The organism is Frigoribacterium sp. MEB024, from assembly GCF_000878135.1.
GTDB lineage: Bacteria > Actinomycetota > Actinomycetes > Actinomycetales > Microbacteriaceae > Frigoribacterium.
This window is the reverse complement of record NZ_JXQZ01000081.1, coordinates 13,269-37,776: the sequence shown is the minus strand read 5'-3', so window position 1 is coordinate 37,776 and position 24,508 is coordinate 13,269. Positions and strand designations below refer to the sequence as shown.

General features: G+C 70.6%; 25 protein-coding genes. 8 read left to right on the top strand and 17 right to left on the bottom strand.

The genetic code is table 11. The annotated features are described in order from the left end of the window. Positions 1 to 18 precede the first annotated feature (18 nt). From SZ60_RS13425 to thyX, 6 genes are all read right to left on the bottom strand, one after another. Positions 19 to 1,236, bottom strand: coding sequence for an ABC transporter permease (locus tag SZ60_RS13425; RefSeq protein WP_231567173.1), 1,218 nt, complete (start codon positions 1,234 to 1,236; stop codon positions 19 to 21). After that, on the bottom strand, positions 1,233 to 1,994 hold the full coding sequence (locus tag SZ60_RS13420; RefSeq protein ID WP_082060161.1) for an ABC transporter ATP-binding protein: 762 nt from the start codon (positions 1,992 to 1,994) through the stop codon (positions 1,233 to 1,235). The genes SZ60_RS13425 and SZ60_RS13420 overlap by 4 nt, the downstream gene beginning before the upstream one ends. Next, positions 1,994 to 3,016, bottom strand: a complete 1,023-nt coding sequence (locus SZ60_RS13415) for an efflux RND transporter periplasmic adaptor subunit (protein ID WP_043596676.1) — start codon at positions 3,014 to 3,016, stop codon at positions 1,994 to 1,996. Before SZ60_RS13415 ends, SZ60_RS13420 begins: the two co-directional genes overlap by 1 nt. Before the next feature lie 192 nt (positions 3,017 to 3,208). Further along, entirely contained in the window at positions 3,209 to 4,885 is a 1,677-nt protein-coding gene (locus SZ60_RS13410) for a ribonuclease J (protein ID WP_043596674.1), read from the bottom strand. A gap of 83 nt (positions 4,886 to 4,968) precedes the next feature. Continuing rightward, the gene (dapA, locus tag SZ60_RS13405) at positions 4,969 to 5,946 is read right to left on the bottom strand and encodes a 4-hydroxy-tetrahydrodipicolinate synthase (RefSeq protein WP_043596672.1); all 978 of its coding nucleotides are present in this window, start codon (positions 5,944 to 5,946) and stop codon (positions 4,969 to 4,971) included. A 96-nt stretch (positions 5,947 to 6,042) separates the two neighbouring features. Beyond that, positions 6,043 to 6,810, bottom strand: a complete 768-nt coding sequence (gene thyX / locus SZ60_RS13400) for an FAD-dependent thymidylate synthase (RefSeq protein ID WP_231567172.1) — start codon at positions 6,808 to 6,810, stop codon at positions 6,043 to 6,045. A gap of 91 nt (positions 6,811 to 6,901) precedes the next feature. Between thyX and SZ60_RS13395 the strand changes: the two genes are divergently transcribed. Continuing rightward, positions 6,902 to 7,807, top strand: a complete 906-nt coding sequence (locus tag SZ60_RS13395) for a TIGR01777 family oxidoreductase (protein ID WP_043596671.1) — start codon at positions 6,902 to 6,904, stop codon at positions 7,805 to 7,807. 27 nt (positions 7,808 to 7,834) lie between these two features. On the opposite strand, the gene SZ60_RS13390 is transcribed toward SZ60_RS13395, so the two are convergent. Further along, positions 7,835 to 8,281, bottom strand: a complete 447-nt coding sequence (locus tag SZ60_RS13390; RefSeq protein ID WP_369700712.1) for a tetratricopeptide repeat protein — start codon at positions 8,279 to 8,281, stop codon at positions 7,835 to 7,837. Beyond that, positions 8,278 to 9,012 (bottom strand): 4-hydroxy-tetrahydrodipicolinate reductase, encoded by a 735-nt coding sequence (gene dapB / locus SZ60_RS13385; RefSeq protein WP_043596667.1) that lies wholly within the window; start codon positions 9,010 to 9,012, stop codon positions 8,278 to 8,280. The genes SZ60_RS13390 and dapB overlap by 4 nt, the downstream gene beginning before the upstream one ends. Positions 9,013 to 9,076: 64 nt before the next feature. Here dapB and SZ60_RS13380 point away from each other — a divergent pair, with 64 nt between their 5' ends. After that, complete coding sequence (locus tag SZ60_RS13380) at positions 9,077 to 9,604, top strand: N-acetyltransferase (RefSeq protein WP_043596731.1); 528 nt, start codon at positions 9,077 to 9,079, stop codon at positions 9,602 to 9,604. Between the two features lie 27 nt (positions 9,605 to 9,631). Here SZ60_RS13380 and SZ60_RS13375 read toward each other — a convergent pair whose 3' ends face one another. Then, positions 9,632 to 10,234 carry a histidine phosphatase family protein gene (locus SZ60_RS13375; protein ID WP_043596729.1) on the bottom strand — a complete coding sequence of 201 codons (603 nt, stop codon included), beginning with the start codon at positions 10,232 to 10,234 and terminating at the stop codon, positions 9,632 to 9,634. Between the two features lie 14 nt (positions 10,235 to 10,248). Next, a complete protein-coding gene (locus SZ60_RS13370) occupies positions 10,249 to 11,607 on the bottom strand; it encodes a pitrilysin family protein (protein WP_043596727.1) in 1,359 nt (452 codons plus the stop codon). A 252-nt stretch (positions 11,608 to 11,859) separates the two neighbouring features. Between SZ60_RS13370 and SZ60_RS13365 the strand changes: the two genes are divergently transcribed. Beyond that, positions 11,860 to 12,474, top strand: a complete 615-nt coding sequence (locus tag SZ60_RS13365; protein ID WP_043596665.1) for a TetR/AcrR family transcriptional regulator — start codon at positions 11,860 to 11,862, stop codon at positions 12,472 to 12,474. A 91-nt stretch (positions 12,475 to 12,565) separates the two neighbouring features. Here SZ60_RS13365 and SZ60_RS13360 read toward each other — a convergent pair whose 3' ends face one another. Together SZ60_RS13360 and SZ60_RS13355 are read right to left on the bottom strand one after the other, a co-directional pair. Further along, complete coding sequence (locus SZ60_RS13360; RefSeq protein WP_231567171.1) at positions 12,566 to 13,606, bottom strand: aldo/keto reductase; 1,041 nt, start codon at positions 13,604 to 13,606, stop codon at positions 12,566 to 12,568. A gap of 249 nt (positions 13,607 to 13,855) precedes the next feature. Beyond that, positions 13,856 to 16,129, bottom strand: coding sequence for a polyribonucleotide nucleotidyltransferase (locus SZ60_RS13355; RefSeq protein WP_043596663.1), 2,274 nt, complete (start codon positions 16,127 to 16,129; stop codon positions 13,856 to 13,858). Between the two features lie 338 nt (positions 16,130 to 16,467). Between SZ60_RS13355 and SZ60_RS13350 the strand changes: the two genes are divergently transcribed. Then, positions 16,468 to 17,715, top strand: a complete 1,248-nt coding sequence (locus tag SZ60_RS13350; protein ID WP_156155611.1) for a hypothetical protein — start codon at positions 16,468 to 16,470, stop codon at positions 17,713 to 17,715. Between the two features lie 121 nt (positions 17,716 to 17,836). On the opposite strand, the gene rpsO is transcribed toward SZ60_RS13350, so the two are convergent. Both rpsO and SZ60_RS13340 read right to left on the bottom strand, forming a co-directional pair. After that, positions 17,837 to 18,106 carry a 30S ribosomal protein S15 gene (gene rpsO, locus SZ60_RS13345; RefSeq protein WP_043596660.1) on the bottom strand — a complete coding sequence of 90 codons (270 nt, stop codon included), beginning with the start codon at positions 18,104 to 18,106 and terminating at the stop codon, positions 17,837 to 17,839. 93 nt (positions 18,107 to 18,199) lie between these two features. Further along, complete coding sequence (locus SZ60_RS13340) at positions 18,200 to 18,655, bottom strand: VanZ family protein (protein WP_043596658.1); 456 nt, start codon at positions 18,653 to 18,655, stop codon at positions 18,200 to 18,202. A 147-nt stretch (positions 18,656 to 18,802) separates the two neighbouring features. Here SZ60_RS13340 and SZ60_RS13335 point away from each other — a divergent pair, with 147 nt between their 5' ends. After that, a complete protein-coding gene (locus SZ60_RS13335) occupies positions 18,803 to 19,537 on the top strand; it encodes a M50 family metallopeptidase (RefSeq protein WP_043596657.1) in 735 nt (244 codons plus the stop codon). A 57-nt stretch (positions 19,538 to 19,594) separates the two neighbouring features. Here the strand turns inward: SZ60_RS13335 and SZ60_RS13330 are convergent, their stop codons facing one another. Both SZ60_RS13330 and SZ60_RS13325 read right to left on the bottom strand, forming a co-directional pair. Further along, positions 19,595 to 20,662: a hypothetical protein gene (locus tag SZ60_RS13330; protein ID WP_043596655.1), complete on the bottom strand. Its 1,068-nt coding sequence runs from the start codon at positions 20,660 to 20,662 to the stop codon at positions 19,595 to 19,597. A 4-nt stretch (positions 20,663 to 20,666) separates the two neighbouring features. Then, the gene (locus SZ60_RS13325) at positions 20,667 to 21,206 is read right to left on the bottom strand and encodes an adenine phosphoribosyltransferase (protein ID WP_043596654.1); all 540 of its coding nucleotides are present in this window, start codon (positions 21,204 to 21,206) and stop codon (positions 20,667 to 20,669) included. A 141-nt stretch (positions 21,207 to 21,347) separates the two neighbouring features. On the opposite strand from SZ60_RS13325, the gene SZ60_RS13320 reads away from it, so the two are divergent. From SZ60_RS13320 to SZ60_RS13310, 3 genes are read left to right on the top strand one after another with little or no spacing between them, the layout of a single operon-like run. After that, a complete protein-coding gene (locus tag SZ60_RS13320; RefSeq protein ID WP_043596653.1) occupies positions 21,348 to 22,385 on the top strand; it encodes a M4 family metallopeptidase in 1,038 nt (345 codons plus the stop codon). 56 nt (positions 22,386 to 22,441) lie between these two features. Further along, positions 22,442 to 22,741 (top strand): protealysin inhibitor emfourin, encoded by a 300-nt coding sequence (locus tag SZ60_RS13315; RefSeq protein ID WP_043596651.1) that lies wholly within the window; start codon positions 22,442 to 22,444, stop codon positions 22,739 to 22,741. Beyond that, on the top strand, positions 22,738 to 23,367 hold the full coding sequence (locus SZ60_RS13310; protein WP_052505403.1) for a hypothetical protein: 630 nt from the start codon (positions 22,738 to 22,740) through the stop codon (positions 23,365 to 23,367). Before SZ60_RS13315 ends, SZ60_RS13310 begins: the two co-directional genes overlap by 4 nt. A gap of 46 nt (positions 23,368 to 23,413) precedes the next feature. Here the strand turns inward: SZ60_RS13310 and SZ60_RS13305 are convergent, their stop codons facing one another. Then, a complete protein-coding gene (locus tag SZ60_RS13305; RefSeq protein WP_043596649.1) occupies positions 23,414 to 24,382 on the bottom strand; it encodes a LacI family DNA-binding transcriptional regulator in 969 nt (322 codons plus the stop codon). Positions 24,383 to 24,508: the final 126 nt, after the last annotated feature.

Genomic DNA, 24,508 nt, shown 5'->3' with positions numbered 1-24,508 from the left:
CAGGTGCTCCGGTGTGTGTCAGTAGCGGATGGCGTCGATCACTTTGACACGGATCGCCACGAGAGCCGGCAGTAGACCGGCCACCGCCCCGATGGCCGTTGCCGATGCCAGGCCGATCAGCGCCGCCTCGACGGGGAACGGGGGGAGGTCGCTGACGGCACCCTGGGCGATGTAACCCTGCACCGTCGGGTTCTCGACGACGAGGACGGCCACCATGACGCCCGCGGCGCCCGCCACGACCGTGCCGACGACGCTCTCGAGCATGACCGAGAAGAAGACCCGGGGAGCCGTGGCCCCGAAGGACCGACGCACGCCGATCTCGCGGATGCGCTGACGGACCGTCACGAGCGCGATGTTGACGAGGCCGAGACCGCCGAGGAGCAACACCAGCACGCCGACCCCCGTGATGATCAGCTTGATGGGACCGAAGGGGTCGGCGTCGCCGCCGGCGGCGTAGTCCTGTCGCGACACGTCGACCTGCACGTCGTCGCCGAGGCTCGCCCCCATGTCGGACGCCACCTGAGCGCTCAGGGCATCGCTGGTCTCGGGCGGCAGCCACATCTCGTACTGCGGGGTCTCGGCGCCGTAGCTCGCCAGGGCGAGGTCGTAGTCGGTGATCGGCAGCAGGTACATCTGCGGGCCGTCGTACTCGGTCGCCGCCGAGACTCCGGTGACGACGAGCGTCGCCGAGTCCGACCCCCGGACCAGCAAGGTCGGATGCGACGACAACGGCGGGGAGCCGAGCTGCCGCCAGAGCACCTCGTTGACGATGACGGGCGGCGCGAGACGTGACGCGTCCCCGTCCGTGAACCACGACCCCTCCGTCATGACGACCCGGTGCATCTCGCCGTAGGGGACGTCGACCGTGACGGCCCCGACCTCGGTCACCCCGTCCGGCAGCTGGACGGCTCGATTGCCGTACACGACGCGGCTGGTCTGCTCGATCCCGTAGCGTGCCGTCGTCGTGGCGAAGGCGTCCGCGATCGCCTCGGTGCTCGGCGACGTGGCGCCGTCGGAATAGGCGTTGACGTAGTAGTTCGCGGGACGGCCACCGAACCGCTCGGCGTTCTCGCGGGAGGACTGCTCGGCGAGCCCGCCGAGGGCGACCACGCCGGTCAGGGCCGCGACGGCGACGGCCACCCCGATCAGGCTGAGCAGCACGCGGAGCTTGTTGACGCGCAGTTCGGCCCAGGCCTCGGCGAATGCCCCCACCACGTCGGCCACCACACGCCTCACGCGTCGACCTCGTCGCGGGGGGACGACGTCGACGCGACGCGCGACGACGTCGGCGTCGGTGTCCGGAGAGCTCCGTCGGCCGATGCCGAGAGGACACCCTCGTCGAGCTGGTAATGCCTCGAGGCGCGCGCGGCGACCGCGAGATCGTGGGTGATCGTCACCAGTGCGGCCTCGTTCTCGGTCGCGATGCCGTCGAGCAGCGTCATCACCCCCGCGCCCGTCTCGACGTCGAGCGCACCGGTCGGTTCGTCGGCGAGGATGACGCGCGGCCGGCGGACGAGCGAGCGGGCGATCGCCACGCGCTGCTGTTCGCCGCCCGACAGGCGATGGGGCATGGAGTCGGCCCGGTGACCGAGACCCACGCGCTCCAGCATCTCGCCCGCGATGGACCGCCGACGCCAGAACTCGGCACCCGACGAGTAGAGCAACGGGGTCATAACGTTCTCGAGTGCCGTGCGCCCTTGCAGCAGGTTGAACTGCTGGAAGATGAACCCGACCTGGGCGCCCCTCAGCCGATCGCGCCGACCGCGCCGGATCGCGCGCACGTCGACGTCGTCGAACCAGTGCGTCCCCGTGGTGGGCTCGTCGATGAGACCAAGGATGTTGAGCAACGTCGACTTGCCCGACCCCGAACGCCCCACGATGCTGACGTGCTCGCCCGCGTCCACCTCGAGGTCGACGCCCGTCAGGATGTCCAGTGTCCGGTCGTCGGCGAGCGGCACCGTCTTGGTGACCGCCTCGAGCCTGATCAGAGCCATCAGCTGCAGAGGTCCGCGCCCGTGGCGGGGTCGATGCAGTCACCCTGCGGCGCCGCAGCGGCGCCCGGGACGAACTCGAGCACCAGGTCGCCCTCGGCCAGACCGCCGGTGACCTCGACGATCGTGCCGTCGTTGATGCCGAGCGTGATGTCGCGCTTCTCGGTGGAGCCGTCCGCTCCGACGACCGAGACGACGCCCTTGCCCGCCGCGCCCTCCACAGCCGTGAGGGGCACGGTCAGGACGTCGGTGGCGACACCGGCAGGGATGGTCAGCCTGGCGGCGAGTCCGCTGAACACGGTGACGTCGCCCGGCACGACGCAGGAGACGCTCTGTCCCGACGAGTCCCCCGTCGGCGCACCGGCCTCCCCGCCGTCGTCCGGCCCCGCGGACGACGAGGTGCTCCCCCCCACGGTGAGCGCCGTGCACGGGAACGGCGCCGGCCCCCCCGTGATGGCGACGGACCCCTCGGCCGGCCGACTGACCAGACGGTACAGCTGGTCCGCGGCGAGTGATCCCGTCACGTGGAACGTGGGAGGCGCGACCTGCGCGACCGCGTCACCCACGACGACCGTCTGGTCCTTGATCACGGCGACCGACGTGATCGTCCCGGCCACGGGTGCCGTGATGACGGCCGTCTTGACGATCGGCTTGCGCTCGGTCACGGTGCCGTCGGCGGCCACGAGGGGCTCTTGCGGCGTCTCGGACCGGAGTGTCGCGAGCCGGTCGCCCGCGGCGACCGCCTGCCCCTTGACGACGTCGACTCCGGTGACCGTGCCCGCGAGCGTCGCGGGCACGGGAGCCGCCGGGTCGGCGACCACGGTCGCGTCGACGGCCACGTCGTTGGTGATCGTGCCGACGGCCACCGCGATCTGCGGCTCGACGAGCTCGCCGGTCGGGACGGCGACGGTGTCGTCACCGGCAGCCGGGGCCGCGAAGAACGCGAGCTTGACGAGTGCCGCCGCGATGGCGACGAAGATCAGGATGCGCAGGATCGGGAAGACCCAGACTTTGGCGATGCGCACGGCTACCCCCGGTCGATGTACTGACGTGTCAGACGTCACCGTAGCGAGGCCAGGCGCGTCACCGCCTCACCCCGGAGGATGATCGGGAGCATGAGATCTCCTCCGCGGGGATCGGGGCGGCCCGGGACCGGCCCCGGGGACGACGACGGCCCGCCGGGTCTCCCCCGCGGGCCGTCGTCGTGAACTCGTGGCTCAGGCGCTGATGACCACCGGCACGATCATCGGACGACGACGGTGCTGCGTGTTCACCCACCGGCCGACCGTGCGACGCACGACCTGGCTGAAGGCGTGCGTGTCTCGTGTGCCGTTCTCGGCGGCCTCGGTGAGGGCTGCGATGATCTTCGGCTTGACGTCGTCGAACACCCGTTCGTCTTCGGCGAAGCCGCGCGACTGGATCTCGGGCCCGACGACGACACGGCCCGTCGACGCGTCCATGGCGATGAAGACCGAGATGAAGCCTTCTTCGCTCAGGATGCGGCGGTCCTTCAGATCGGCGTCGGTGATCTCGCCGACGGTCGAGCCGTCGACGTAGACGTAGCCGATGTCGAGCTGGCCGACGACCTCGGCGACGCCGTCGCGCAGGTCGACGACGATGCCGTCCTCGCCGAGGATGGTGTTCTTCTGCGGCACACCGGTCCGGACCGCCAGCGCCGCGTTGGCGTAGAGGTGACGGTGCTCGCCGTGGACCGGCATGACGTTCTTCGGTCGCAGGATGTTGTAGCAGTACAGCAGCTCGCCGGCGGAGGCGTGCCCCGAGACGTGCACCTTGGCGTTGCCCTTGTGGACGACCTTGGCCCCGAGCTTCGTAAGGCCGTCGATGACGCGGTAGACCGCGTTCTCGTTGCCGGGGATCAGGCTCGACGCGAGGATGATCGTGTCGTCCGCGCCGATCTCGATCTGGTGCTCGAGGTTCGCCATGCGGGCGAGGACGGCCATCGGCTCGCCCTGCGACCCGGTGCTCATGTAGACGATGCGGTCGTCGGGAAGGTCCTTCGCCTTCTTGGCGTCGATCAGGACGCCGTCCGGCACCTTGAGGTAGCCCAGGTCGGCGGCGATGCCCATGTTGCGCACCATCGAGCGCCCCATGAAGGCGACACGGCGGCCGTTGGCGTGGGCCGCGTCGAGCACCTGCTGGACGCGGTGCACGTGGCTCGAGAAGCTCGCGACGACCACGCGGCGGGGAGCCCGGCGGATCACGTCGTCGAGCACGGGCCCGATGTCCCGCTCGAGCGCGGTGAACCCGGGCACGTCGGCGTTCGTCGAGTCGGGCAGGAACAGGTCGACGCCCTCTTCACCGAGGCGGGCGAACGCCCGCAGGTCGGTGATGCGGTCGTCGAGCGGCAGCTGGTCCATCTTGAAGTCGCCGGTGTGGAGCACGGTGCCCGCCGAGGTGCGGATGGCGACCGCGAGGGCGTCCGGGATCGAGTGGTTGACCGCGATGAACTCGAGGTCGTACGGCCCGAGCGACTCACGCCCGCCCTCTTTGACGGCGAGGGTGTACGGCGTGATGCGGTGCTCTTTGAGCTTCGCCTCGATCAGCGCGAGCGTCAGCTGCGAGCCGATGAGCGGGATGTCCTTGCGGAGGCGCAGCAGGTAGGGCACGGCACCGATGTGGTCCTCGTGCCCGTGCGTGAGCACGACGGCCAGGATGTCGTCGAGGCGATCGCGGATGGGCGAGAAGTCGGGAAGGATCAGGTCGACTCCGGGCTGGTGCTCTTCGGGGAAGAGCACGCCACAGTCGACGATCAGCAGCTTGCCGTCGATCTCGTAGACCGTCATGTTGCGGCCGATCTCGCCGAGACCGCCGACGGGGATCACGCGGAGCGTGCCCTTGGCGAGTTCTCGGGGAGCGTGAATTGTCGTGGGCATCTGTTCCTTCGGTTGGGGTGGGGCTCGTGCCCCTCTGTGCGGGAGGTGTGCGGCCGACGTCGTCGTCGGCGGGGATCAGGAGGTCAGCGCGTGGTGCCGTGCACCTTGGGCAGCGCACCGCCGGCCGCCGCGTTGCGGTCGGGCCGGAAGCGGCTGAGGTCGAGGCCGGGGATGGACCCGACGTGCGACAGTTCGTCTTCGATGAGAGCGGCCTCGCTGTCTTCCGGGCCGACCAGGGGCAGGCGCACCCGGGGGCTCGAGATGCGACCGAGGCCGTGCAGGATGTACTTCGCCGCGACGGTGCCGGGCACGTGGGTCATGACGGCGCGGACGAGGGGTTCGAGCATCTGGTGCGCCTCGGTCGCCGTGTGCAGGTCGCCGGCGTTCACGGCGTCGACGATGGTGCGGTACGGGGCTGCAGCGATGTTCGCGGTGACGCCGATGAGGCCCGAGGCGCCGATGGCCAGGTGCGGCAGCACGTTCGCGTCGTCGCCCGAGAAGTAGAGCAGGTCGGTCTGGTTGAGGACACGACTGACCTCGGCGAAGTCGCCCTTGGCGTCCTTCACCGCGACGATGTTGGGGTGCTTGGCGGCCCGGAGCAGGGTCTCGTACTTGATCGGGATGCCGGTGCGGCCGGGGATGTCGTACAGGATGACCGGCAGGTCGGTCGCATCGGCGATCATGCGGAAGTGCGTCAGCACACCGGCCTGTGTGGGCTTGTTGTAGTAGGGGGTGACGATCATGACGCCGTCGGCGCCGGCCTTCTCGCTGGCCTTGTAGAGCTGGATGGCGTGTGCGGTCTCGTTGGACCCGCCACCAGTGATGATCTTGGCCCGGCCGGCGGCCACCGACTTGCCCACCTCGACGAGACGGAGCTTCTCGGGGTCGGTCAGGGTGCTGGTCTCGCCCGTGGTGCCGGTGACGACGATGCCGTCGGCCCCCGCGGTGATGCAGTCGTCGATGTGCTTCTCGACGGCCGGCCAGTCGACCTCGCCGTCAGCGGTGAACGGCGTCACGAGGGCGACGAGGACCTGACCGAAGGGGTTGCTGATGTTCGACACGCCCTCCAGCGTACTGTCTCGCGTCGGGCCCGACCTCCCCGCGCCGCGTCCGACGCCCCTGTCAGGAGGCGCGGGTCGCGTCGGCGAGGACCGCCGTCAGGGGGCGACGCGCCCGTTCGCCCCGAATGCCGCGTAGGTGAGGGGCATGAGCTCGGCCCAGAGGTCTTCCATCTTCTCGGCGCACATCTCGATCTCACGCTGCGGGAAGGAGGGGAAGTGGGTGCCCTCGCGCTTGGTGCGGAGGCTCAGGAAGTTCATCAGGGACCGGGCGTTCACGGTCACGTACATCGACGAGTAGATGTTCAACGGCAGCACGATGCGCGCGACCTCACGGGCGATGCCGGCGTCGAGCATGCGCTGGTACGCCTCGAACGCCTGGACCGACGCGGCGCGGGTGGCCTCGTCGACCAGGGCGGACTGCTCGGGCGTGCCGGGCAGGAAGTCGTACGCGCCGGGCTTGCCGACCTGCTGCAGGTTGCGGGTGGGGGCGGGCACGTAGAAGACGGGGTTGAGCTCGCGGTAACGACCGCTCTCTTCGTTGTAGCTCGCCATGCGGTGACGCATGAACTCGCGGAACACGAAGATCGGCGCCTGCACGTAGAAGGTCATCGAGTTGTGCTCGAACGGCGAGCCGTGGCGATCGCGCATCAGGTAGTTGATGAGACCGGCACCCTTGGTCGCCTGGGCACCGTCGGCTGATGCCTGGGCGCCGTCGAGGGTCAGCTCGCCCATGGTGGAGACCCGGGCCGCGAACAGCACGTCGGAGTCGTGGGCGCTCGAGCGGACCAACTCGACGGTGACGTCGGAGCGGAACTCGGGGGTCTTGGCGGAGGGCACGGCGGGGGTGGCTTCGGTCTCAGGCACGGCGTCGACTCTACCTCGCAGGGCGCCCCCGCCGGGAAGCACCGTGGCCGCCGGCGGACGCTCCCCCAGCGGGCCGGAATACGGTGTCCCCATGACCGACGCACTCACCGTCCTGATCTCCGGCGCCAGCGGCATGATCGGCACCGAACTCACCCGCCAGCTGCGCGAGGCAGGCCACCGTCCGCTCTCGTTGGTGCGTCACGAACCCCGAGCCGAGGACGAGTACACCTGGGTGCCGAGTGCCGGCATCGTCGACCACGACCTGATCGCCCGCGCGGACGCCGTCGTGAACCTGGCCGGCGCCTCCTTGGGTCGTCTGCCCTGGACGGCCGGGTACAAGCGCGACATCCTCGAGTCGCGCCTCGCCGCGACGTCGACGCTCGTCGACGGCATGGCGGCGGCCTCGACACCGCCCGCGACGTTCCTCAGCGGCTCGGCCGTCGGCGTCTACGGCGACCGCCCGGGCGAACGACTGACCGAGTCGAGCGGCCGGGGTGAGGGATTCTTGAGCGACGTCGTCGTCGCCTGGGAGGCCGCCGCCGGGAAGGCCCCCGAGGCCACGCGCGTCGTGACGCTGCGGACCGGCATCGTGATCGGCCCCGGAGGAGGCGCGCTCAAGCCCCTTCTGCCCCTCACCAAGCTGGGCCTCGGCTCGCGACTGGGCACCGGCGACCAGTTCTGGCCCTGGATCAGCCTCCACGACGAGGCCGCCGCGATCGTGCACCTGCTCACGTCGTCCGTCTCGGGCCCCGTGAACCTGGTCGGACCCACGCCGGCGACGAGCGACCTGATCACGCGGACCCTGGCCGCCGACCTGCACCGCCCCTACCTGTTGGGTGTCCCCGAGGTCGTCATCTCGACCGCCATGCAGGAGGCCGGGCGCGAGATGCTGCTGCCCAGCCAGCAGGTCGTGCCCGAGGCGCTCGAGCGCGACGGTTTCGTGTTCCAGCACCGCACGGTCGAGGACGCACTGACGGCGTTCGTCGACGCACTCTGACCACTCGGCCGAACCGGGCCGGCGTGCTCAGTCGGTCGTCTCGCGTCGGAGCTTGATGGCCCAACGCAGGGCTTGGCGGGCCCGTCGGCGATCGCCGCAGGCGTCGTACGCCAGGCCGAGCCGGAACCACGCACGCCAGTCGTCGGGAGCCGCCTCGACGGCCGTCTTGTAGGCCGGGAACGCGGCGTCCGCCGCCTCTCGCTCGTACCGACCGGAGGTGCGGCGCGGCAGGTCGTCGACCGGCAGCGCGCCCTCGTCGGCGAGCTGTCGGACGATCTGCTGCGTGCGGAGGCCGAAGCGCAGTTCGACCACGAGGGCGAAGAGCCCCAGGAGGGGAAGGACGAGCAGGGCGACGCCGAGCGCGATCGCCACCGGCTCGCCGGTCGACAGGAACAGCACGGCCCGTTGACCGACCAGCACGACGTAGAGCAACAGGAGCAGCGCCATGAGGAGCGCCGCAGTACGTCCCTTCACGACTCGAGGGGCAGGACGGCGTCGAGACCCACGACGACGCCGGTGACGCCGGGGGCGGCCTCGATGGCGACGCGGAGCCCCTGCTCGTAGGCGCGCTGCGAGAGCGTGTCGTGCGTCAACGTGAGGGTCTCGCCCTCTCCGCCGAAGACGACCTCCTGTTTCGCGACGACGCCCCGCAGACGCATGCTGTGCACCGGCACGCTCGCCACCTGCTGGCCCCTGGCCCGCTGGTCGGCGTGCGGCGCCGACACCGGACCGAGGTCACGACGGGCCTCGGCGATGAGTTCGGCCGTGCGGACGGCCGTGCCCGACGGCGAATCGACCTTGCCCTGGTGGTGCGCCTCGACGATCTCGACGGACTCGTAGAATCGCGCCGCGAGCGTGGCGAACCGGGTCGCGAGGACCGAACCGATCGAGAAGTTCGGCACCACCAGGACGCCGGGGCCACCCGCGTCGGCGACGACCGTCGTGAGACGGGCCAGCCGTTCGGCGTTGTAGCCCGAGGTGCCGACGAGCACCGGGATGCCGGCGCGGACGACGTGCTCGACGATCCCCGGACTGACGGCCGGATGCGTGACGTCGATGACGAGGTCGGCCCCGAGGACGTCGTCGAGATCGTCACGGGACGAGAGACCGGCGTGGAGCTCGAGGCCCGGGGTGCGCTCGACGAGATCGACGATGAACGAGCCGAGGGTGCCGGTGGCTCCCACCACGGCGATGCGCGAAGTCATGCCGTCCAATCTACCGGGGGCACCCGGACGGACGAGGGCGGAACCCCGACCTACCATGGAGGGCATGCCCCGGTTCCGCGAGACGAGCGTCTCCTCCCCCGATGCCGCCGCCCTCCTGACCGAGTACTTCACCGAGCGCGAGAACACGTTCCCCTCGGCACAGGGGAGCTACACCACGACCCTGCCCGACGCCACGGCCTTCGTTCCCCCGGGCGGCGTGTTCGTCGTCGTCGACGGCGAGACGGCCGACTCGGACCCCGGCCAGGCCGCCGAGCCGTCCGCGTGCGGAGGCATCCGGCTCATCGCCCCCTCGGCCTCGGGGGCCGTGCGGTACGAGGTCAAGCACCTCTACGTGCGTCCCACCGGTCGGGGGCAGGGACTCGGGCGGGCCCTTCTCGACGAGCTCGAACGTCGGGCCTCTGCTCTCGGTGCCGACGAGATCGTCCTCGACACGAACGACAGCCTGGCGGCTGCCGGAGGGTTGTACCGCAGCGCGGGGTACGGGACGATCGAGCCGTACAACGCGAATCCGAACGCGACGACCTGGTACGGCAAGACCGTCCGGGCCGGGACCCCGCACGGCCCCGCCTGACGAGAGGCGGCCCGGGCGGACGACGGATCAGAAAGGCTGTTCGACGGGAAGACCGGTGCGCAGCTCGACCGGAAGGTGGCCGAGGTCGTTGTGCGTCACGAGCTCGGGCGGCTTCGCCGATCGCACCCGGATGATCGTCAACCCCGCGTTGGCCTGGTTGACGCCCATCCACCGCCAGTCGGGTGCCCCGAACACCTCGCGGACGAACCATCCGATCACGAAGTTGTGCGTGATGAGCAGGTCGTGGCGGTCCTCGCGGGCCGGGGTGAGCCACTCGGCGACGGCGTCGGCCATCTGGGCCTGCCCGGCCTCGATCTGCTCGTCGGTGACCCCGCCGAAGAACGGCTTGTACGACGACGGCATGTCGGACGTCGGGCCGGACGGCACGCAGTCGAAGAGGAGGGTCGAGGGCTGCGACTCGAGCGCCGGCATGCGCTCGGTCATGATGACGGCCGTCTCTTCGGCACGCTCGAGGGGCGAGTGCCACGCCGCGTCGAAGGGAACGCCGCCGAGCCGTTCGGCGAGGAGGCGCACCTGACGCTTGCCCCGTTCGCTGAGGGGACCGTCGGGCAGCCCGTGCTCGGCGTCCTGCTGTTCGCCGTGCCGGACGAGGTAGAGGTAGTGGGACACCGTCGTCTCCTGGTTCATCGAAGGGTCGATCCCGACGTCGTCGTCGGGACGGGGAAGGACGTCTCGTCGACCTCGCCGACCACGACGGTCGACAAGGGGCCGGAGAGCAGCTGGGCCGCCAACGATCGGACGTCGTCGGACGTGACGGCCTCGACGCGAGCGAGGGACGTGTCGAGGTCGACGAACTCGCCCGTCGAGATCTCTGCTCGACCGAGGCGGTTCATGCGGGTGTCGCTGTCCTCGAGGGCGAGCGCTGCAGCCCCTCCCAACTGGCCGAGGGCCCGACGACGCTCGTCGTCGGTGATCCCGTCGACGGTGAGTCCGGCGAGCTCGTCGAGCATGAGGCGGGCGACGTCACCGGCGTTGGCGGGGGTGCACCCGGCGTAGAGTCCGAAGAGACCGGCGTCCGAATAGCTCGGGGCGAACGAGTAGACCGAGTAGGCGAGTCCACGGCGCTCGCGGATCTCTTGGAACAGGCGGGACGACATGCCCCCGCCCAACACCGAGTTCAACACGGCCAACGTGGGTCGGCGGTCGTCCCCGACGGAGATGCCCGGCAGGCCCAGCAGGACGGTGGCCTGCTCGAGGGGACGCCGGATCACCTGCAACGGTTCGCCGGCGACGAGTCCGACGGGCGCGTCGTCGCGACGGGGCACGGGCGACGCCGCGTCGGTGGGCCACCCGGCCCGGTCGAGCGCCGCCGTCAACCGGTCGAGGGCGCGGTCGTGGTCGACGGCACCGGCGATCGACACCACGAGGTCCTGGGGACGGTAGTTCTCGCGGTAGTGCCGGTTGACGTCGTCGCGTGCCGCGGCACGGATGCTCTCGGGTGAGCCTCCGATCGGACGCCCGAGCGGATGGTCGCCGAAGACCGACTCGAAGAGTCGTTCACCGGCCATGTCGGCGGGATCGTCGTCCGCCATCGCGAGTTCTTCGAGGATCACCCCGCGCTCGGTCTCGAACTCGGCCGGGTCGAGGGTCGACGAGGTCACCATGTCGCTCAGCACGTCGATCGCGTCGTCGAGGTCGACGTCGCGCACCCGCGCGTAGTAGCAGGTGTACTCCTTGGCGGTCGCGGCGTTGTGCTCGCCGCCCACCGACTCGAACGACACGGCGATGTCGAGGGCCGAGCGGGTCGGCGTGCCCTTGAAGAGGAGGTGTTCGAGGAAGTGCGTCGACCCCCGTTCGGCGTCGGACTCGTCGCGGGAACCGACCGCCACCCACAGACCGATGGTCGTGCTGCGAGCCCCGGGCATGCGCTCGCTGAGTACGCGGACCCCGGAGGGCAGCACGGTTCGCCTCACGAGCGCGTCGCCCGTGGCGCGGAAGGAGATCTCGACCTCGTCGAGCGGGAAGGAGACAGGGCCGTTCATCATGTCGAGCCTAGGCGACCTCCCCTGCAGTCGTCCGTGAGCGGCTCAGAACGGCTGGCACCCGAATTGGGGGACGATCCTGGGGACAAACAGACAACTCTGTTTGTCCTCATCGGTGTTAGAGTCGATCCACCGACGACGACCACATCCCCCCTGATGGTCGCCGTCGGCGGCTGGTCGGACGTCGTCAGAAGGTCCGGAGCGCGCGTCCCCCACGCGGCTTCAAGCCGAGACGTCCCAAGGAGCCACGCTGTGACGGTCGATTCCCCCCAACCGGCCGTCCAGCGTCTCCCTGGTCGCCCTCGCGCCGACTCCCCCGTCCCCGGCGCTCGGGCCCGCGTCCTCACGACCGCAGACCGCCTCTTCTACGACGAGGGCGTCCGCGTCGTGGGCGTCGACCGTCTCATCGCCGAGTCCTCGGTGACCAAGGCCACGTTCTACAAGCACTTCGGCGCGAAGGACACGCTCGTGCTCGAGTACCTCGCCGGTCGGCACGACCTCGAGGCCACCGAGCTGGCGGCCCTCGTCGAGGCCCACGACGGCGGTCGCGCGACCCTCGAGGCCTACCTCGACGCGGTCGTCACCCGGGTCCAGACCGTCTCGTTCCGAGGCTCGGCCTTCGCGAACGCGGCGTCCGAGTTCAGCGACCCGACCCACCCCGTGCGCGTCAGCATCGCCGAACACCGCGAGTGGCTGACGGGCGAGATGGTCTCCCTCTTCAAGGCGGCCGGCCACCCCTTGCCGGGCGACGCCGCCGACGATCTCGTCCTCGCCCTGGACGGTGCCCAGGTGGGCGCCTACGCCGGCGACGCCATCGCGGCGGCCGCGTCGCTCCGCCGCACGGCGGAACGACTCCTCGCCGCCTAGGTCACCGGCCGATTCCACCGGACGCCCGGCTGTCCGCGGGCGTCTCGGTCACACAGCGCGCAGGTCACCTCTCGACCATGACGTCCGACGATCAGGCGGAGGCGCGGTCGAGGTCGAGCACCTGGTTGCGCGTGAGCTGGACCCGTGCAGCCTGTGCGAGTTCGTAGACCTGTTTGGCGTTCGTCGCACTCGCGACCGGGGCCACGACGTTCGGCTTGGCGAGCAGCCAGGCGAGCGCGATGGCGGCACTCGAGACCTCGTGCACGGACGCGATGCGGTCGAGCTCGTGGACGACCTTGAGTCCTCTCTTGGAGAGGTACTTCGCCAGGACGCGACGACGTGGGCTGTGCGCCACGTCGGATCGCGATCGGTACTTGCCCGTGAGGAAGCCGCTCGCGAGGGCGAAGCGCGGCATGACGGCGAGACGCTGCTGTGCGGCGACGTGCGCCAGGCCCTTCTCGTACTCGGCACGGTCGAGGAGGTTGTACTGGTTCTGCAGCGCCACCATCGGGGCGATGCCGAGCATCCCCGCCGCGATGCGGGCTTCGTAGAGGCGGTTGCCCGAGTGGTGGGAGCCACCGAACCACCGGACCTTGCCCACCCGGATGAGGTGGTCGACGGCCAGCAGCGTGCGCTCGAACGCCACCTCGGTGTCGTCCACGTGCAGGTAGAGAAGGTCGATGCGATCGGTGCCGAGCCGCTCGAGGGACGCGTCGACGGCTCGCTCGATCGACCGCGGGGTCAACCCGGGGTTGTCGGCGCTCTTGCCCACCTTGGTGGAGACGACCATGTCGTCCCGGGATCGGCGAGAACGCATCCACGATCCGATCATGATCTCGCTGCGGCCGCCCGCGTAGGAGTCGGCCGTGTCGACGAAGTTGCCGCCCAGGTCGAAGTAGGCGTCGAGCACGGAGGTCGTCTCGGCCTGGTCGGCCGTCCAACCGAAGACGTTGCCACCGAGAGCGAGGGGAAAGACCTTGAGGTCGGAGAGACCGAGGCGCCGACGCGGCTGGATGATGCCGAGGTCGACGGGAACGGTGGGCTGGGCAGCCGAGGCACGGGCCGCAGCGACCGCGGCAGCGGCCAAGTCGGACATGGCTGAACGGGCGAGTTCGGCCGTCGTCTCGGTCACGCCGTCCCTTTCTCGTCGCGAACCGCCGATGCGACTCTGTGCGATCGCATGGGGTATGGTTCGCCCTCCACCATCAAGAATACGGCCACGCGCCCGGTTTCCACCGCCGCCGCACCCAATCGTTACGCCGTGTCGCCGCCCCGATCCGGGGGACGCGACTCCCGGTCCGATCGCGGCCCGAGAGCCGGGCGCCGACGGCGAAGGGCCCGCCCCGACCGAGGTCGGAACGGGCCCTTCGTGGCGTGCTGACTACGCGTCGACGGACTCATCGGTCGACTGCTCGGTCGCTCCGCTCGAGTCGGTGTCGGCCTCGTCGGCCACGACCGGGGCGAGCGAGAGCTTGCCGCGGTCGTCGATCTTGGTGATCTCGACGAGGATCTTCTGGCCGACGCCGAGGACGTCCTCGACGTTCTCGACGCGCTTGCCACCGGCGAGCTTGCGGACCTCGCTGATGTGCAGCAGGCCGTCCTTGCCGGGGAGGAGCGAGACGAACGCACCGAACGACGCGATCTTGACGACCGTTCCGAGGAACTGCTCGCCGATCTCGGGGTTGGTCGGGTTCGCGATGGCGTTGACCTGGGCACGGGCGGCCTCGGCCGAGGGGCCGTCGACGGCACCGATGTAGACGGTGCCGTCTTCTTCGATGCTGATGTCGGCGCCGGTCTCGTCCTGGATGGCGTTGATCGTCTTGCCCTTGGGGCCGATCAGCTCGCCGATCTTGTCCTGCGGGATCTGGACCGAGATCACGCGGGGCGCGGTCGGGGCCATCTCGTCGGGGGCGTCGATCGCCGAGTTGAGGACGCCGAGGATCGCGGTACGCGCCTCTTTGGCCTGCTTGAGGGCGGCGTCGAGCACGGCGGTCGGCAGACCGTCGAGCTTGGTGTCGAGCTGGATCGCCGTGACGAACTCGCTCGTGCCGGCCACCTTGAAGTCCATGTCGCCCAGGGCGTCTTCGGCGCCGAGGATGTCGGTCAGGGCCGCGTAGCGCGTCTGGCCGTCGACCGTGTCGGAGACGAGGCCCATGGCGATGCCGGCGACCGGGGCCTTGAGGGGCACACCGGCGTTCAGCAGCGACAGGGTCGACGCGCAGACCGAACCCATCGACGTGGAGCCGTTCGAGCCGAGGGCCTCGGACACCTGACGGATGGCGTAGGGGAACTCTTCGCGGCTGGGGAGCACCGGCACGAGGGCGCGCTCGGCGAGGAAGCCGTGCCCGATCTCACGACGCTTCGGCGAACCCACGCGGCCGGTCTCACCGGTCGAGTAGGGCGGGAAGTTGTAGTGGTGCAGGTAGCGCTTCTTGGTGACCGGGCTCAGGGAGTCGATCTGCTGCTCCATCTTGAGCATGTTCAGCGTGGTGACACCCATGATCTGGGTCTCGCCGCGCTGGAAGATGGCCGAACCGTGGACGCGCGGGATGACCTGGACCTCGGCATCGAGCGGACGGATGTCGGCGAGGCCGCGGCCGTCCATGCGGATCTGCTCGGTGAGGATGCGGTCGCGGACGACCTTCTTCGTGGCCGACTTGTAGGCGGCACCGACCTGGCCGAGGGCCGTGTCGGGCAGCTCGCCCGCGTCGACCTTGGCGGCGATGACGTCCTTCACGCGCGACTTGAGGGCGTCGTCGGCGTCCTGGCGCTCGATCTTGCCGGCGATCTTGTAGACCTCGGCGAGCTCGGTGCCGGCGGCGGCCGTGACGGCCTCGAGCACCTCGTCGGTGTAGGGCAGGAAGACCGGGTAGTCCGCGATCTCCTTCGCGGCCTGGGCGGCCATCGTCGCCTGGGCGTCGACGAGCTGCTTGAGGAAGGGCTTGGCGGCCTCGAGGCCCTGGGCCACGATCGCCTCGTCGGGCTTCGTGGCGCCGCCCTGGATGAGACCCCAGGCGTGCTCGGTGGCCTCGGCCTCGACCATCATGATCGCGACGTCCTCGTTGCCGGCGGCGTCGGTGACGACACGGCCCGCGACGGTGAGGTCGAAGACGGCGTCGGCGAGCTGGCTCGCCTTGGGGAAGGCGACCCACTGGTCACCGATCAGGGCGAGACGCACACCGGCGATCGGGCCGGAGAACGGCAGGCCCGAGATCTGGGTGGAGGCGCTGGCCGCGTTGATCGCGAGGGCGTCGTAGAACTCGTCGGGAGCGATGCTCAGCACCGTGATGACGACCTGGACCTCGTTGCGCAGGCCCTCGACGAACGAGGGACGCAGCGGCCGGTCGATGAGGCGGCAGACCAGGATGGCCTCGGTCGAGGGACGACCCTCGCGACGGAAGAACGAGCCGGGGATCTTGCCCGCGGCGTACGAACGCTCTTCGACGTCGATGGTGAGCGGGAAGAAGTCGAAGTTGTCCTTCGGCTTCTTGCTGGCGCTCGTGGCCGACAGAAGCATGGTGTCTTCGTCGAGGTAGGCAGCGACGGCTCCCTGAGCCTGCTGGGCGAGACGACCGGTCTCGAATCGGATGGTGCGCTTGCCGAACTTGCCGTTGTCGAGGACGGCTTCGCCGAACTTGATCTCTGGACCCTCCATGTGGGGGCTACTCCTCTTTGTTTTGCATCGAGGCCCCGTGTGGGCATCGATGTGTACCGGAGCGGGCGGCGTGGACGGCATGGCGACATGCACGTGCAACAACGCGACGGAGGCGGTGGCACGTCTGGCCAACAGTAGAAACGGTCGGACCCCGCGCCCGACCCGGACGCTCGGCGCCGTTCGGGGCATTCCGCCTGTCACCACCGGTGACCAGCAGCCGTACCGGCCTGCTCCGAGGGCGATGCTAGCACTCGCACCCGTCCGGCCGGGGTGCGGACCGTGGGTGTCGCCCGGACGGGGAGGCGCGGTGCCGGGGGGACGGCGTTAGGGTCGAGACCATGCGTGCTCACGACAGGTCCGGCCGGGATCGTCGCGCGAGCCGTCTCGCGGTGGCGACCGGCGCCTCCTTGGGTCTCGTCCTGACGACGCTCGTGGCACCGTCCGCCGCGTCCGCCGCGGGGTACCCGACCTGGGCACAGGTCGAGGCCGCGAAGGGGAACGCCGCGGCGACCCAGGCGCAGGTCGACCTGATCGACGCGTCGCTCGACAGCCTCGAGAAGGCCGCGTCCGACCGCAGCGACGAGGCGGTCCTCGCCGACCAGGCGAACGCGACGGCCCAGGCAGACCTCGCGGCTGCCGCGCAACGGGCGGACGAACTCGCCGCGGACGCCGAGCGTGCGCGGGCCACCGCCGACACCGCGAAGCGGGAGGCCGGTCAGCTGGCCGGCAGCCTGTTCCGCACCGGCGGCACGCAGACCATGGGCACCGACCTCTTCACGTCGCCCGACCCCGGCGCCGCCCTCTACCAACTGGGCTCGTTGACGCAACTCGGCGACCGGTGGCAGACGGTGCTGGCCGATGCCACCACCGCGAGCAACACGGTGTCCTCGCTCAGCGAGCAGGCGACCACCGCGGCCGATCGGCGCGACGCCCTCGCCCGCGACGCGCAGGCCACGGCCGACCAGGCCACCGCGGCGCAGGCGACCGCGGACGGCGAGGTCGCCGACGCCACCGAACGATCGGCCGATCTCTACGCCCAGCTCGCCGCCCTCAAGGACTCGACGGCCGAGCTCGAACAGCAGTACCGGACCGGGGTCGCGGCTCAGCAGGCGTTCACGGCGCAACAGGCGGCGGCGAAGGCTCAGGCCGCATCTGCGGCGAAGGCTCCGTCGGGCTCGTCCGGAGCCGGTGGGGCATCGTCGGGAGGCAGCGCCTCGTCCGGAGGCACGGCGCCCGGCACCGGCGGCGGTTCGGGCGGCGGCGGCACGGCTCCCCCGGTCGGTGCCGTGAACGATCCGGCCGGTGCGAAGGCCTACGCCGCCACGAAGGTCGGCGGCGGAGCCGAGTACACCTGCCTCGTGCAGCTCTGGAACAAGGAGTCCGGCTGGCGGACGAACGCGTCCAACCCGTCCAGCGGCGCGTACGGGATCCCCCAGTCGCTGCCGGGCAACAAGATGGCCTCGTTCGGGCTGGACTGGCAGACGAACTACAGGACCCAGGTGAACTGGGGCATCTCGTACATCCAGAGCAGCTACGGCACCATGTGCTCTGCGTGGGCGCACTCGGTCGCGCACAACTGGTACTGAGTCCGGTCGCGTCGACCGGCAGTCGGGAGCGCCTCGGCGGGAACGAGAGAACGGCCCCCTCGGCGTGCAGCCGGAGCTGCGTGCCGAGAGGGCCGTCGTCGAGACGTTCGGAGCGCGAAGACTAGCGGCGCAGGCCGAGACGACCGATGAGCGTACGGTAGCGCTCGATGTCGACCTTGGACAGGTAGCCCAGGAGGCGACGGCGCTGGCCGACGAGCAGCAACAGGCCACGACGCGAGTGGTGGTCGTGCTTGTGCTCTTTGAGGTGCTCGGTCAGGTCGAGGATGCGCTGCGTCATCACGGCGACCTGGACCTCGGGGGATCCGGTGTCGCCGGGGTGGGTCGCGTATTCTTCGATGATCCGGGTCTTGACGTCAGGTGCGAGTGCCATGGAGGGATCCCCTTTCAGTTCGTTGCGCGGTGCTCGTCACCGGATGTGCGAGCTCTCTTTCTCCGCGGCCGTTCAGACGGCAACCTGAGGAGCCTACCAGACGGGCGACGCCGCCCGCTGTCGCGGTCGGCTCCGACCGCGACGCCGACGGGGCAGGACGAGTCCGACGAACGCTGCACCGATCGCCGCCCCGAGGGTGTTCATCACGAGGTCCTGCGGGTCGGAGAAGCGCGTCGCCGACAGGTACGTCGCCTGGACGGTCTCGATGCCCACCGTCGCGGCGAAGCCCACCACGATGCCGACCCACCAGAACCGCTTGGGCAGCAGCAGCGCCGGGAACATGCCCATCGGCACGAACATCGCCACGTTCGCGGCGGCCTCGACCCGGGCGAAGGTGATCCACGAGGTCTCGTCGTGCCGGGCGAAGACGTCGAGCGCCCGCCAGAGCAGTGCCCCGGTGTTCGCGTCGTAGACGCTCGGGCGCAGGGTCATCCAGGCGACCCCGGCGAGGTAGACGAGGGTGAGCAGGAGGAGGACGGCGCGACGCATCCGTCCATCGTGCGGCACCGGTCGGTGGGAGGACGCCCGGAACGGCCGAAGATCAGCCTGGAGGACGACCCGCCCCGGGGGCGACCGCGGCAGGGCCGAGGAGGCGCGGCGTCCGACCGCGTGCACCGCGCCTCCTAGGCTCGTCGCGTGGACGCTCTCACCGACCTCTGGGCCCGGATCAGCCAGCTCGCCGCCCCCCTGCCCGGCTCGTGGCTGCTCGGCAGCGTCGTCGCCGGCCTGCTGCTGGTGCTGCTGCCGGGCACCTGGCACACCGTGCGGCACGCCGTCACCGTCGTGCACGAGGGCGGGCACGGGCTCGCCGCGGTGCTGACCGGGCGGCGGCTCACGGGCATCCGCCTGCACTCGGACACCTCGGGCCTGACCGTCTCGAAGGGGCCGCGGACCGGGCCGGGCATGATCATCACGCTCCTCGCCGGCTACACCGCACCCGCGATCGCCGCCCTGGGCGCCGCGTGGCTGCTGTCGGCCGGCTACGCGGCGGGGCTGCTCTGGGCGCTGCTGCTGCTGCTCGCGCTGATGCTCGTGCAGATCCGCAACTGGTTCGGGCTCTGGGTGGTGCTGCTGGGCGCGGCCCTCGTCGTCGTCGTCACGTTCTTCGCGTCACCGACCTGGCAGGCCGTGTTCGGGCTGGTCGTCACGGCGGTGCTGGGGTTCGGGGCGCTGCGCGCGTCGCTCGAGCTGCAGCGGAGCCGGCGTCGCTCCCGCTCGACCGCGTCGGACGCCGACCAGCTCGCCGGGTTGACCCGGGTGCCGGGCGTCGTGTGGGTCGGGGTCTTCGTTCTCGTGGCCCTCGCCTGCCTGCTCGGCGGGGCCGGGCTGCTCTTCCCCGGGGCGCTCGAGGCCGCGCGCTCGTTCGCCTGAGGCCGGTCGGCCACCGGCGCCCGGCCGACGAGAACGTTCAGGCGCGACCTCTTCGCTTCAGCCGCGGTGCGCTCGACGAACAAGCGCCTTGATCAAGGCGATGAGAGCAGTTACGAAGGCCGCCACCGACCCCATCGAGGTGAGCACATCCACGAAATCGTCATCCAACCCAGCCGCCAACCCTCCGATGACTTGCGCAGAGTCACCGAATTCTTGCAAGACAGCGACGATGCCGAATGCCGATGCGGCTGCCAAGGACCAGACCGACAGAAGGCCGACGAGGTGCGTTGGACGCTCTCGGTGGAGTCGCGTCATCTCGATCTCGCGTAACGCTCCCGCGATCGGGTGGATCGCGACACCGTTGTCCACCGCCATCGACACAGGAGCAGGAACGACGAGAGCCACGAGATCCGTCGCATCGCCGACCCAACGCTCGAGGAGGAACTCATCCTCGAGAACGTCATCCGTGCCGCCAGCGATCCACTCGGCGGCAGGCGCGCTGAGTCTCGTCGCCCAGTCCAACTGCTCGAGCGCATTCGTCCTCTCGAGGAGGGTCTGGACCACGATCGTCTGCAACCGCACCGCGAGGGGTCTCAGCCCGGCCGCACCGACCTCGTCGGCCCTTCGCATCGCCATCATGCGGGTTCCGACGTCGAGGACGCGCCACGACGGCGTCGTCCGCTGCTCCCATCTGCGCGCTTCCATCCACAGGGTGAAAAAGGCAAGGGCGAGACCAGAGAAGAACAACGCGATCGACCATGCCGCGGGAGGAACGGCCTCAGACTGCGCTATCTCCACCATCGCCATCATCTGCCCGAGCGACAACAGCAGGACGAGGAATGCGACGAGAACCAGTGGTAGGGCGAATCGCGCGTGTGCCCGCTTGGCGACACTCATCGCTCGACCCTGGTGCTGCACCGACGACCAGCGGTGATCGAGCTGCCAATGGGGCGTCGCATCGTCTCTTCTCGCGCTGCGAGCAAACCCCAAGATCCGCTCCGTCAGCGATGCATCGCTCCGCCGGGAGACGAGGCCGAGAGCGAGAAAAAAGACGACACTCAGGACGTACCAGAAGAACGCACTGAGCAAGAGCAGGAACAGGAGCCACCACCACAACTCTTCCATGGCGTCAGGCGGGTGCGGACGAGAGGGCGTGCACCGGGACGTGGCCTTCGAGTCGGGCCCGGCCGCCGAGACCGTCGAGCTCGAGCAGCACGGCGACGCCGGCCACGACGTAGCCCGCGCGCTCGAGCAGGGTGACGGTCGCCTCGACCGTGCCGCCGGTCGCGAGCACGTCGTCGACGATCAGGACGCTCGACCCCGCCGGGATCTGGTTCGGACGCAGTTCGAGCGTGGCCTCGCCGTACTCGAGGGCGTAGCTCTCGCTCAGGACCTCGCCGGGCAGCTTGCCCGCCTTGCGCACCGTGAGGACGCCGACGCCCTGCTCGATGGCGATGGCCCCGGCGAGCGCGAAGCCGCGCGCCTCGATGCCGGCGACGGCGACGAACCCGCCGTCGAACGGCTCGGAGAGCGCCGTGGTCACGGTGGCGAAGGCGTCGGCGTCGGAGAAGAGCGGGGTGACGTCGCGGAAGAGGATGCCGGGCTTCGGGAAGTCGGGGACGACGGCGATCTTGCTGTCGACGAACGTGGAGGCATCGGTGACGGTCATGCCGTCAACGCTAGTCGGGCGGACGGCGCCCCCCGCCCCTCGCGCCCTTCGTCGTCCGGACGGCGACGCGCGACCGACCGGTACGTCACGATCGTGTGAACAGTCGGGCCCGATGTCGGAGGCGCGTGCGAGAGTGCACGCATGTCGCGGTTCATCGTCCCCCCGTACCTGCTCGCCCACCTCGCCGAGGCCGACTCGCCCCGCCTGCACCGGGCGCCGCAGGCCGCACGCAACGGGCTGCTCGCGATGGAGTCCGTCGACCGCAACGCGACTCCCCCCGTCGTCCGGAGCGCGCTCGGCGCCGAGTCCGTGCTCGAGCGCACGGTGTTCGACGCCCAGGGCACGGAAGAGCTGCCGGGCGTCCGCGTCCGCGGCGAGGGTGAACCCGCCACCGACGACGTCGCCGCCACCGAGGCGTACGACGCACTCGGCGCGACCTACGCGCTCTTCCGCGAGGTCTACGGGCGATCGTCGATCGACGGCGCCGGGCTGCCCCTCGACGCGACCGTCCACTACGGCCAGGACTACGACAACGCTTTCTGGAACGGCGAGCGGATGGTCTTCGGCGACGGAGACGGCGAGGTCTTCGAACGCTTCACGGCGTCGGTCAGCGTCATCGGGCACGAGCTCACCCACGGGGTCACCCAGTACACCGCGAACCTCACCTACCAGGGGCAGTCGGGTGCACTCAACGAGTCGGTCAGCGACGTGTTCGGGGCCCTCGTCGAGCAGCACCTGTTCGGCCAGACCGCCGACGAGGCGACCTGGCTCATCGGCGAGGGGCTCTTCACCCCCGACGTGCAGGGTCGGGCACTGCGGTCGATGAAGGCCCCGGGCACCGCGTACGACGACGACGTCCTCGGGAAGGACCCTCAACCCGGTCATCTGGACGACTACGTCGAGACCACCGACGACAACGGTGGGGTGCACCTCAACTCGGGCATCCCCAACAGGGCCTTCTACCTCGTCGCCGAGGCCCTGGGCGGCGAGGCCTGGCTGCGAGCGGGTCAGATCTGGTACGACACGCTCACCGGCGGCACCCTGTCGACCGAGGCCTCCTTCGCCCAGTTCGCGGCGGCGACGGTCCGAGCCGCCACGGCACGGTACGGAGCGGATTCCGACGAGACCCGGGCGACATCGGCCGGGTGGGAGGGCGTCGGGGTCACCCCGGCGGCCTGAGACCGGCCGGCGCGAGCCCCTGCTGTCCCGCACACCGCCGGGGTAGCATCGCGCCCATGAAGGTCACCGTGTCGCGCTCCGGTGGTTTCGCCGGCCTCACCCGCAGCTGGTCGGTCGACGTCGACTCCGAGCCCGACACCGAGTCGTGGCTCGTGCTCATCGACCAGGTGCCCTGGTCGCAGGCCCCGGCGGCCGCGCAGGCGGTGCAGCCCGACCGCTTCGTCTGGGTCATCACGGCGGAGACCCGCCCGACCCGCAAGGCCAAGCTGCCCGAGCAGCAGGTCACCGGCCCGTGGCGCGAGCTCGTGGACCGTGTCCGCAGCACGTCCGAGGCCGAGGCCGGTCCGACGCGATGAGCGACGGAGTGCGCCGACCTCGCCGACGGCTCTCGGGCGAGGTGCTGGCCGGGCTGCTCGCCCTCGTCGTCCTCGTGGCGGGCGGGATCGGCGTGGCCGTGGTGCAGAGCGGCAACCCGCTGAACGTCCGCGGGGCCGCCACCGCGCCTCCGTGGGCTCGCCCTGCGACCGACCAGCTCGAGACAAGGGCGGCCGCCGCCGGCCTCGAGAACGTCTGGGGGCAGGACCTCGCCATGCACGTGCACACGCACCTCTCGATCACCGTCGACGGGCAGGCGGTCACGGTGCCCGGTGACATCGGGCACGACTCCGACACGAAGTTCGCCGCCGAGATCCACACGCACGACACGAGCGGCATCGTGCACGTCGAGTCGCCCACGCGCGAGACGTTCGTCCTGGGACAGCTGTTCAGCGAGTGGGACGTCGCGCTCGACGGACAGGGCGTGGGGTCGCTCGGGCACGACGACGGGCTCGAGCTGCACACCTTCGTCGGGGGCAGCCCCTACACGGCCGACCCGGCCGGCATCCCGCTGCGGGACTTCGAACGCATCGACCTCGTGCTCGCGCCGATCGGCGAGACGGTCACCGCGCCGCCGGCCTTCGCCTGGCCCGCGGACTACCGCTGAGCCGCCCCGACCGCTCGGCCCAGGTCGCCGGAGCCCGCCGACGAGGTCACGGCCAGCGGACCGGGACCGGGAGGCGCGTGGTCGTCGGCTCGGACGGGCCGCCCGGTGCCAGCAGCTCGAGCAGGCGACCGGCCGCGACCCGCCCCAGGTGCTCGCCGTCGACGTCGATCGCCGGGACCCCGACCAGCCCCAGGGCGTCGACGACCATGCGTTCCGAGCTGACCGTCACGGAGCGGTCACGGTGCTCGTCGGCCCGGAGGACGAACATCAGGCCGAGCCCGATGGCCGTGGCGTAGGGAACGACGGCCGTCGCCCCGGAGGCGAGGACGTCGTCGCTCGCCCGTACCCCGGCCTCGAAGGTGGACGGGTACGGCCCCAGCACCGTGAGTTCGGCCCGTCCGGCGGCGGCCTCGACCACCGCGGCCGTGCGCTGGACGTTCTGCCACGAGCCGTCGGGCCCACCGAGGTAGACGACGCGCTCGTGCCCCTCGGCGACGAAGCGCGACACGAGCGAACCGAACGCGGTCGCCGTGTCGGCCACGACCGACGACGCCCCGGCCACCTCACGGTCGACGAGCACGGCCGGCTTGTGGCCCGTCGCGGCCCGCACGACGTCGTCGGCCCCACGCGGGGCCACGACGATGAACCCGTCGACCTGGTGGGACAGCCGCTCGAACGCGGCCAGCTCGCCCGCCTCGGCCAACGGGTGGACCGCGACCGTCAGCTGCAGGTCGGCCTCGCCCGCCGCGGCCTGGGCCCCGGCGATGATCGGCGTGAAGAACGCGTTGTCGAGGGTCGGCACGACGAGGGCCACGACGCCCGTCCGCCCGCGGGCCAGCTGCCGCGCTGCACGGTTCGGCACGAAGCCGAGCTTCGCGGCGGCGGCGAGCACGCGACCGGCCGTGTCGGGCGACACCAGCTCGGGGCGACTGAGCACGCGTGAGGCGGTGGCCTTCGAGACGCCCGCGAGCGTCGCCACGTCCGCCAGCGTCGCGAGCCGCCCTGCCCCAGTCATGCCCACCACCCTAGGGCCTCCGTGAAACCGGTCCCGCGCGGCGGTCCGAGGCTTGTAACAAGGTGTTTACACGGCAGGACCGACGCGGGCGATCTGCGCCCTTAGGGTCGATGTAACCGGTTTCAC

What these genes read in the sequence shown, in the direction of transcription:
- SZ60_RS13420 (WP_082060161.1), bottom strand. Translation starts at nt 1,994, where the DNA reads ATGGCTCTGATCAGGCTCGAGGCGGTCACCAAGACGGTGCCGCTCGCC.
- SZ60_RS13410 (WP_043596674.1), bottom strand. Translation starts at nt 4,885, where the DNA reads ATGCCCACGACAATTCACGCTCCCCGAGAACTCGCCAAGGGCACGCTC.
- SZ60_RS13395 (WP_043596671.1), top strand. Translation starts at nt 6,902, where the DNA reads ATGACCGACGCACTCACCGTCCTGATCTCCGGCGCCAGCGGCATGATC.
- dapB (WP_043596667.1), bottom strand. Translation starts at nt 9,012, where the DNA reads ATGACTTCGCGCATCGCCGTGGTGGGAGCCACCGGCACCCTCGGCTCG.
- SZ60_RS13380 (WP_043596731.1), top strand. Translation starts at nt 9,077, where the DNA reads ATGCCCCGGTTCCGCGAGACGAGCGTCTCCTCCCCCGATGCCGCCGCC.
- SZ60_RS13370 (WP_043596727.1), bottom strand. Translation starts at nt 11,607, where the DNA reads ATGAACGGCCCTGTCTCCTTCCCGCTCGACGAGGTCGAGATCTCCTTC.
- SZ60_RS13355 (WP_043596663.1), bottom strand. Translation starts at nt 16,129, where the DNA reads ATGGAGGGTCCAGAGATCAAGTTCGGCGAAGCCGTCCTCGACAACGGC.
- SZ60_RS13350 (WP_156155611.1), top strand. Translation starts at nt 16,468, where the DNA reads ATGCGTGCTCACGACAGGTCCGGCCGGGATCGTCGCGCGAGCCGTCTC.
- rpsO (WP_043596660.1), bottom strand. Translation starts at nt 18,106, where the DNA reads ATGGCACTCGCACCTGACGTCAAGACCCGGATCATCGAAGAATACGCG.
- SZ60_RS13340 (WP_043596658.1), bottom strand. Translation starts at nt 18,655, where the DNA reads ATGCGTCGCGCCGTCCTCCTCCTGCTCACCCTCGTCTACCTCGCCGGG.
- SZ60_RS13330 (WP_043596655.1), bottom strand. Translation starts at nt 20,662, where the DNA reads ATGGAAGAGTTGTGGTGGTGGCTCCTGTTCCTGCTCTTGCTCAGTGCG.
- SZ60_RS13325 (WP_043596654.1), bottom strand. Translation starts at nt 21,206, where the DNA reads ATGACCGTCACCGATGCCTCCACGTTCGTCGACAGCAAGATCGCCGTC.
- SZ60_RS13320 (WP_043596653.1), top strand. Translation starts at nt 21,348, where the DNA reads ATGTCGCGGTTCATCGTCCCCCCGTACCTGCTCGCCCACCTCGCCGAG.
- SZ60_RS13315 (WP_043596651.1), top strand. Translation starts at nt 22,442, where the DNA reads ATGAAGGTCACCGTGTCGCGCTCCGGTGGTTTCGCCGGCCTCACCCGC.
- SZ60_RS13310 (WP_052505403.1), top strand. Translation starts at nt 22,738, where the DNA reads ATGAGCGACGGAGTGCGCCGACCTCGCCGACGGCTCTCGGGCGAGGTG.
- SZ60_RS13305 (WP_043596649.1), bottom strand. Translation starts at nt 24,382, where the DNA reads ATGACTGGGGCAGGGCGGCTCGCGACGCTGGCGGACGTGGCGACGCTC.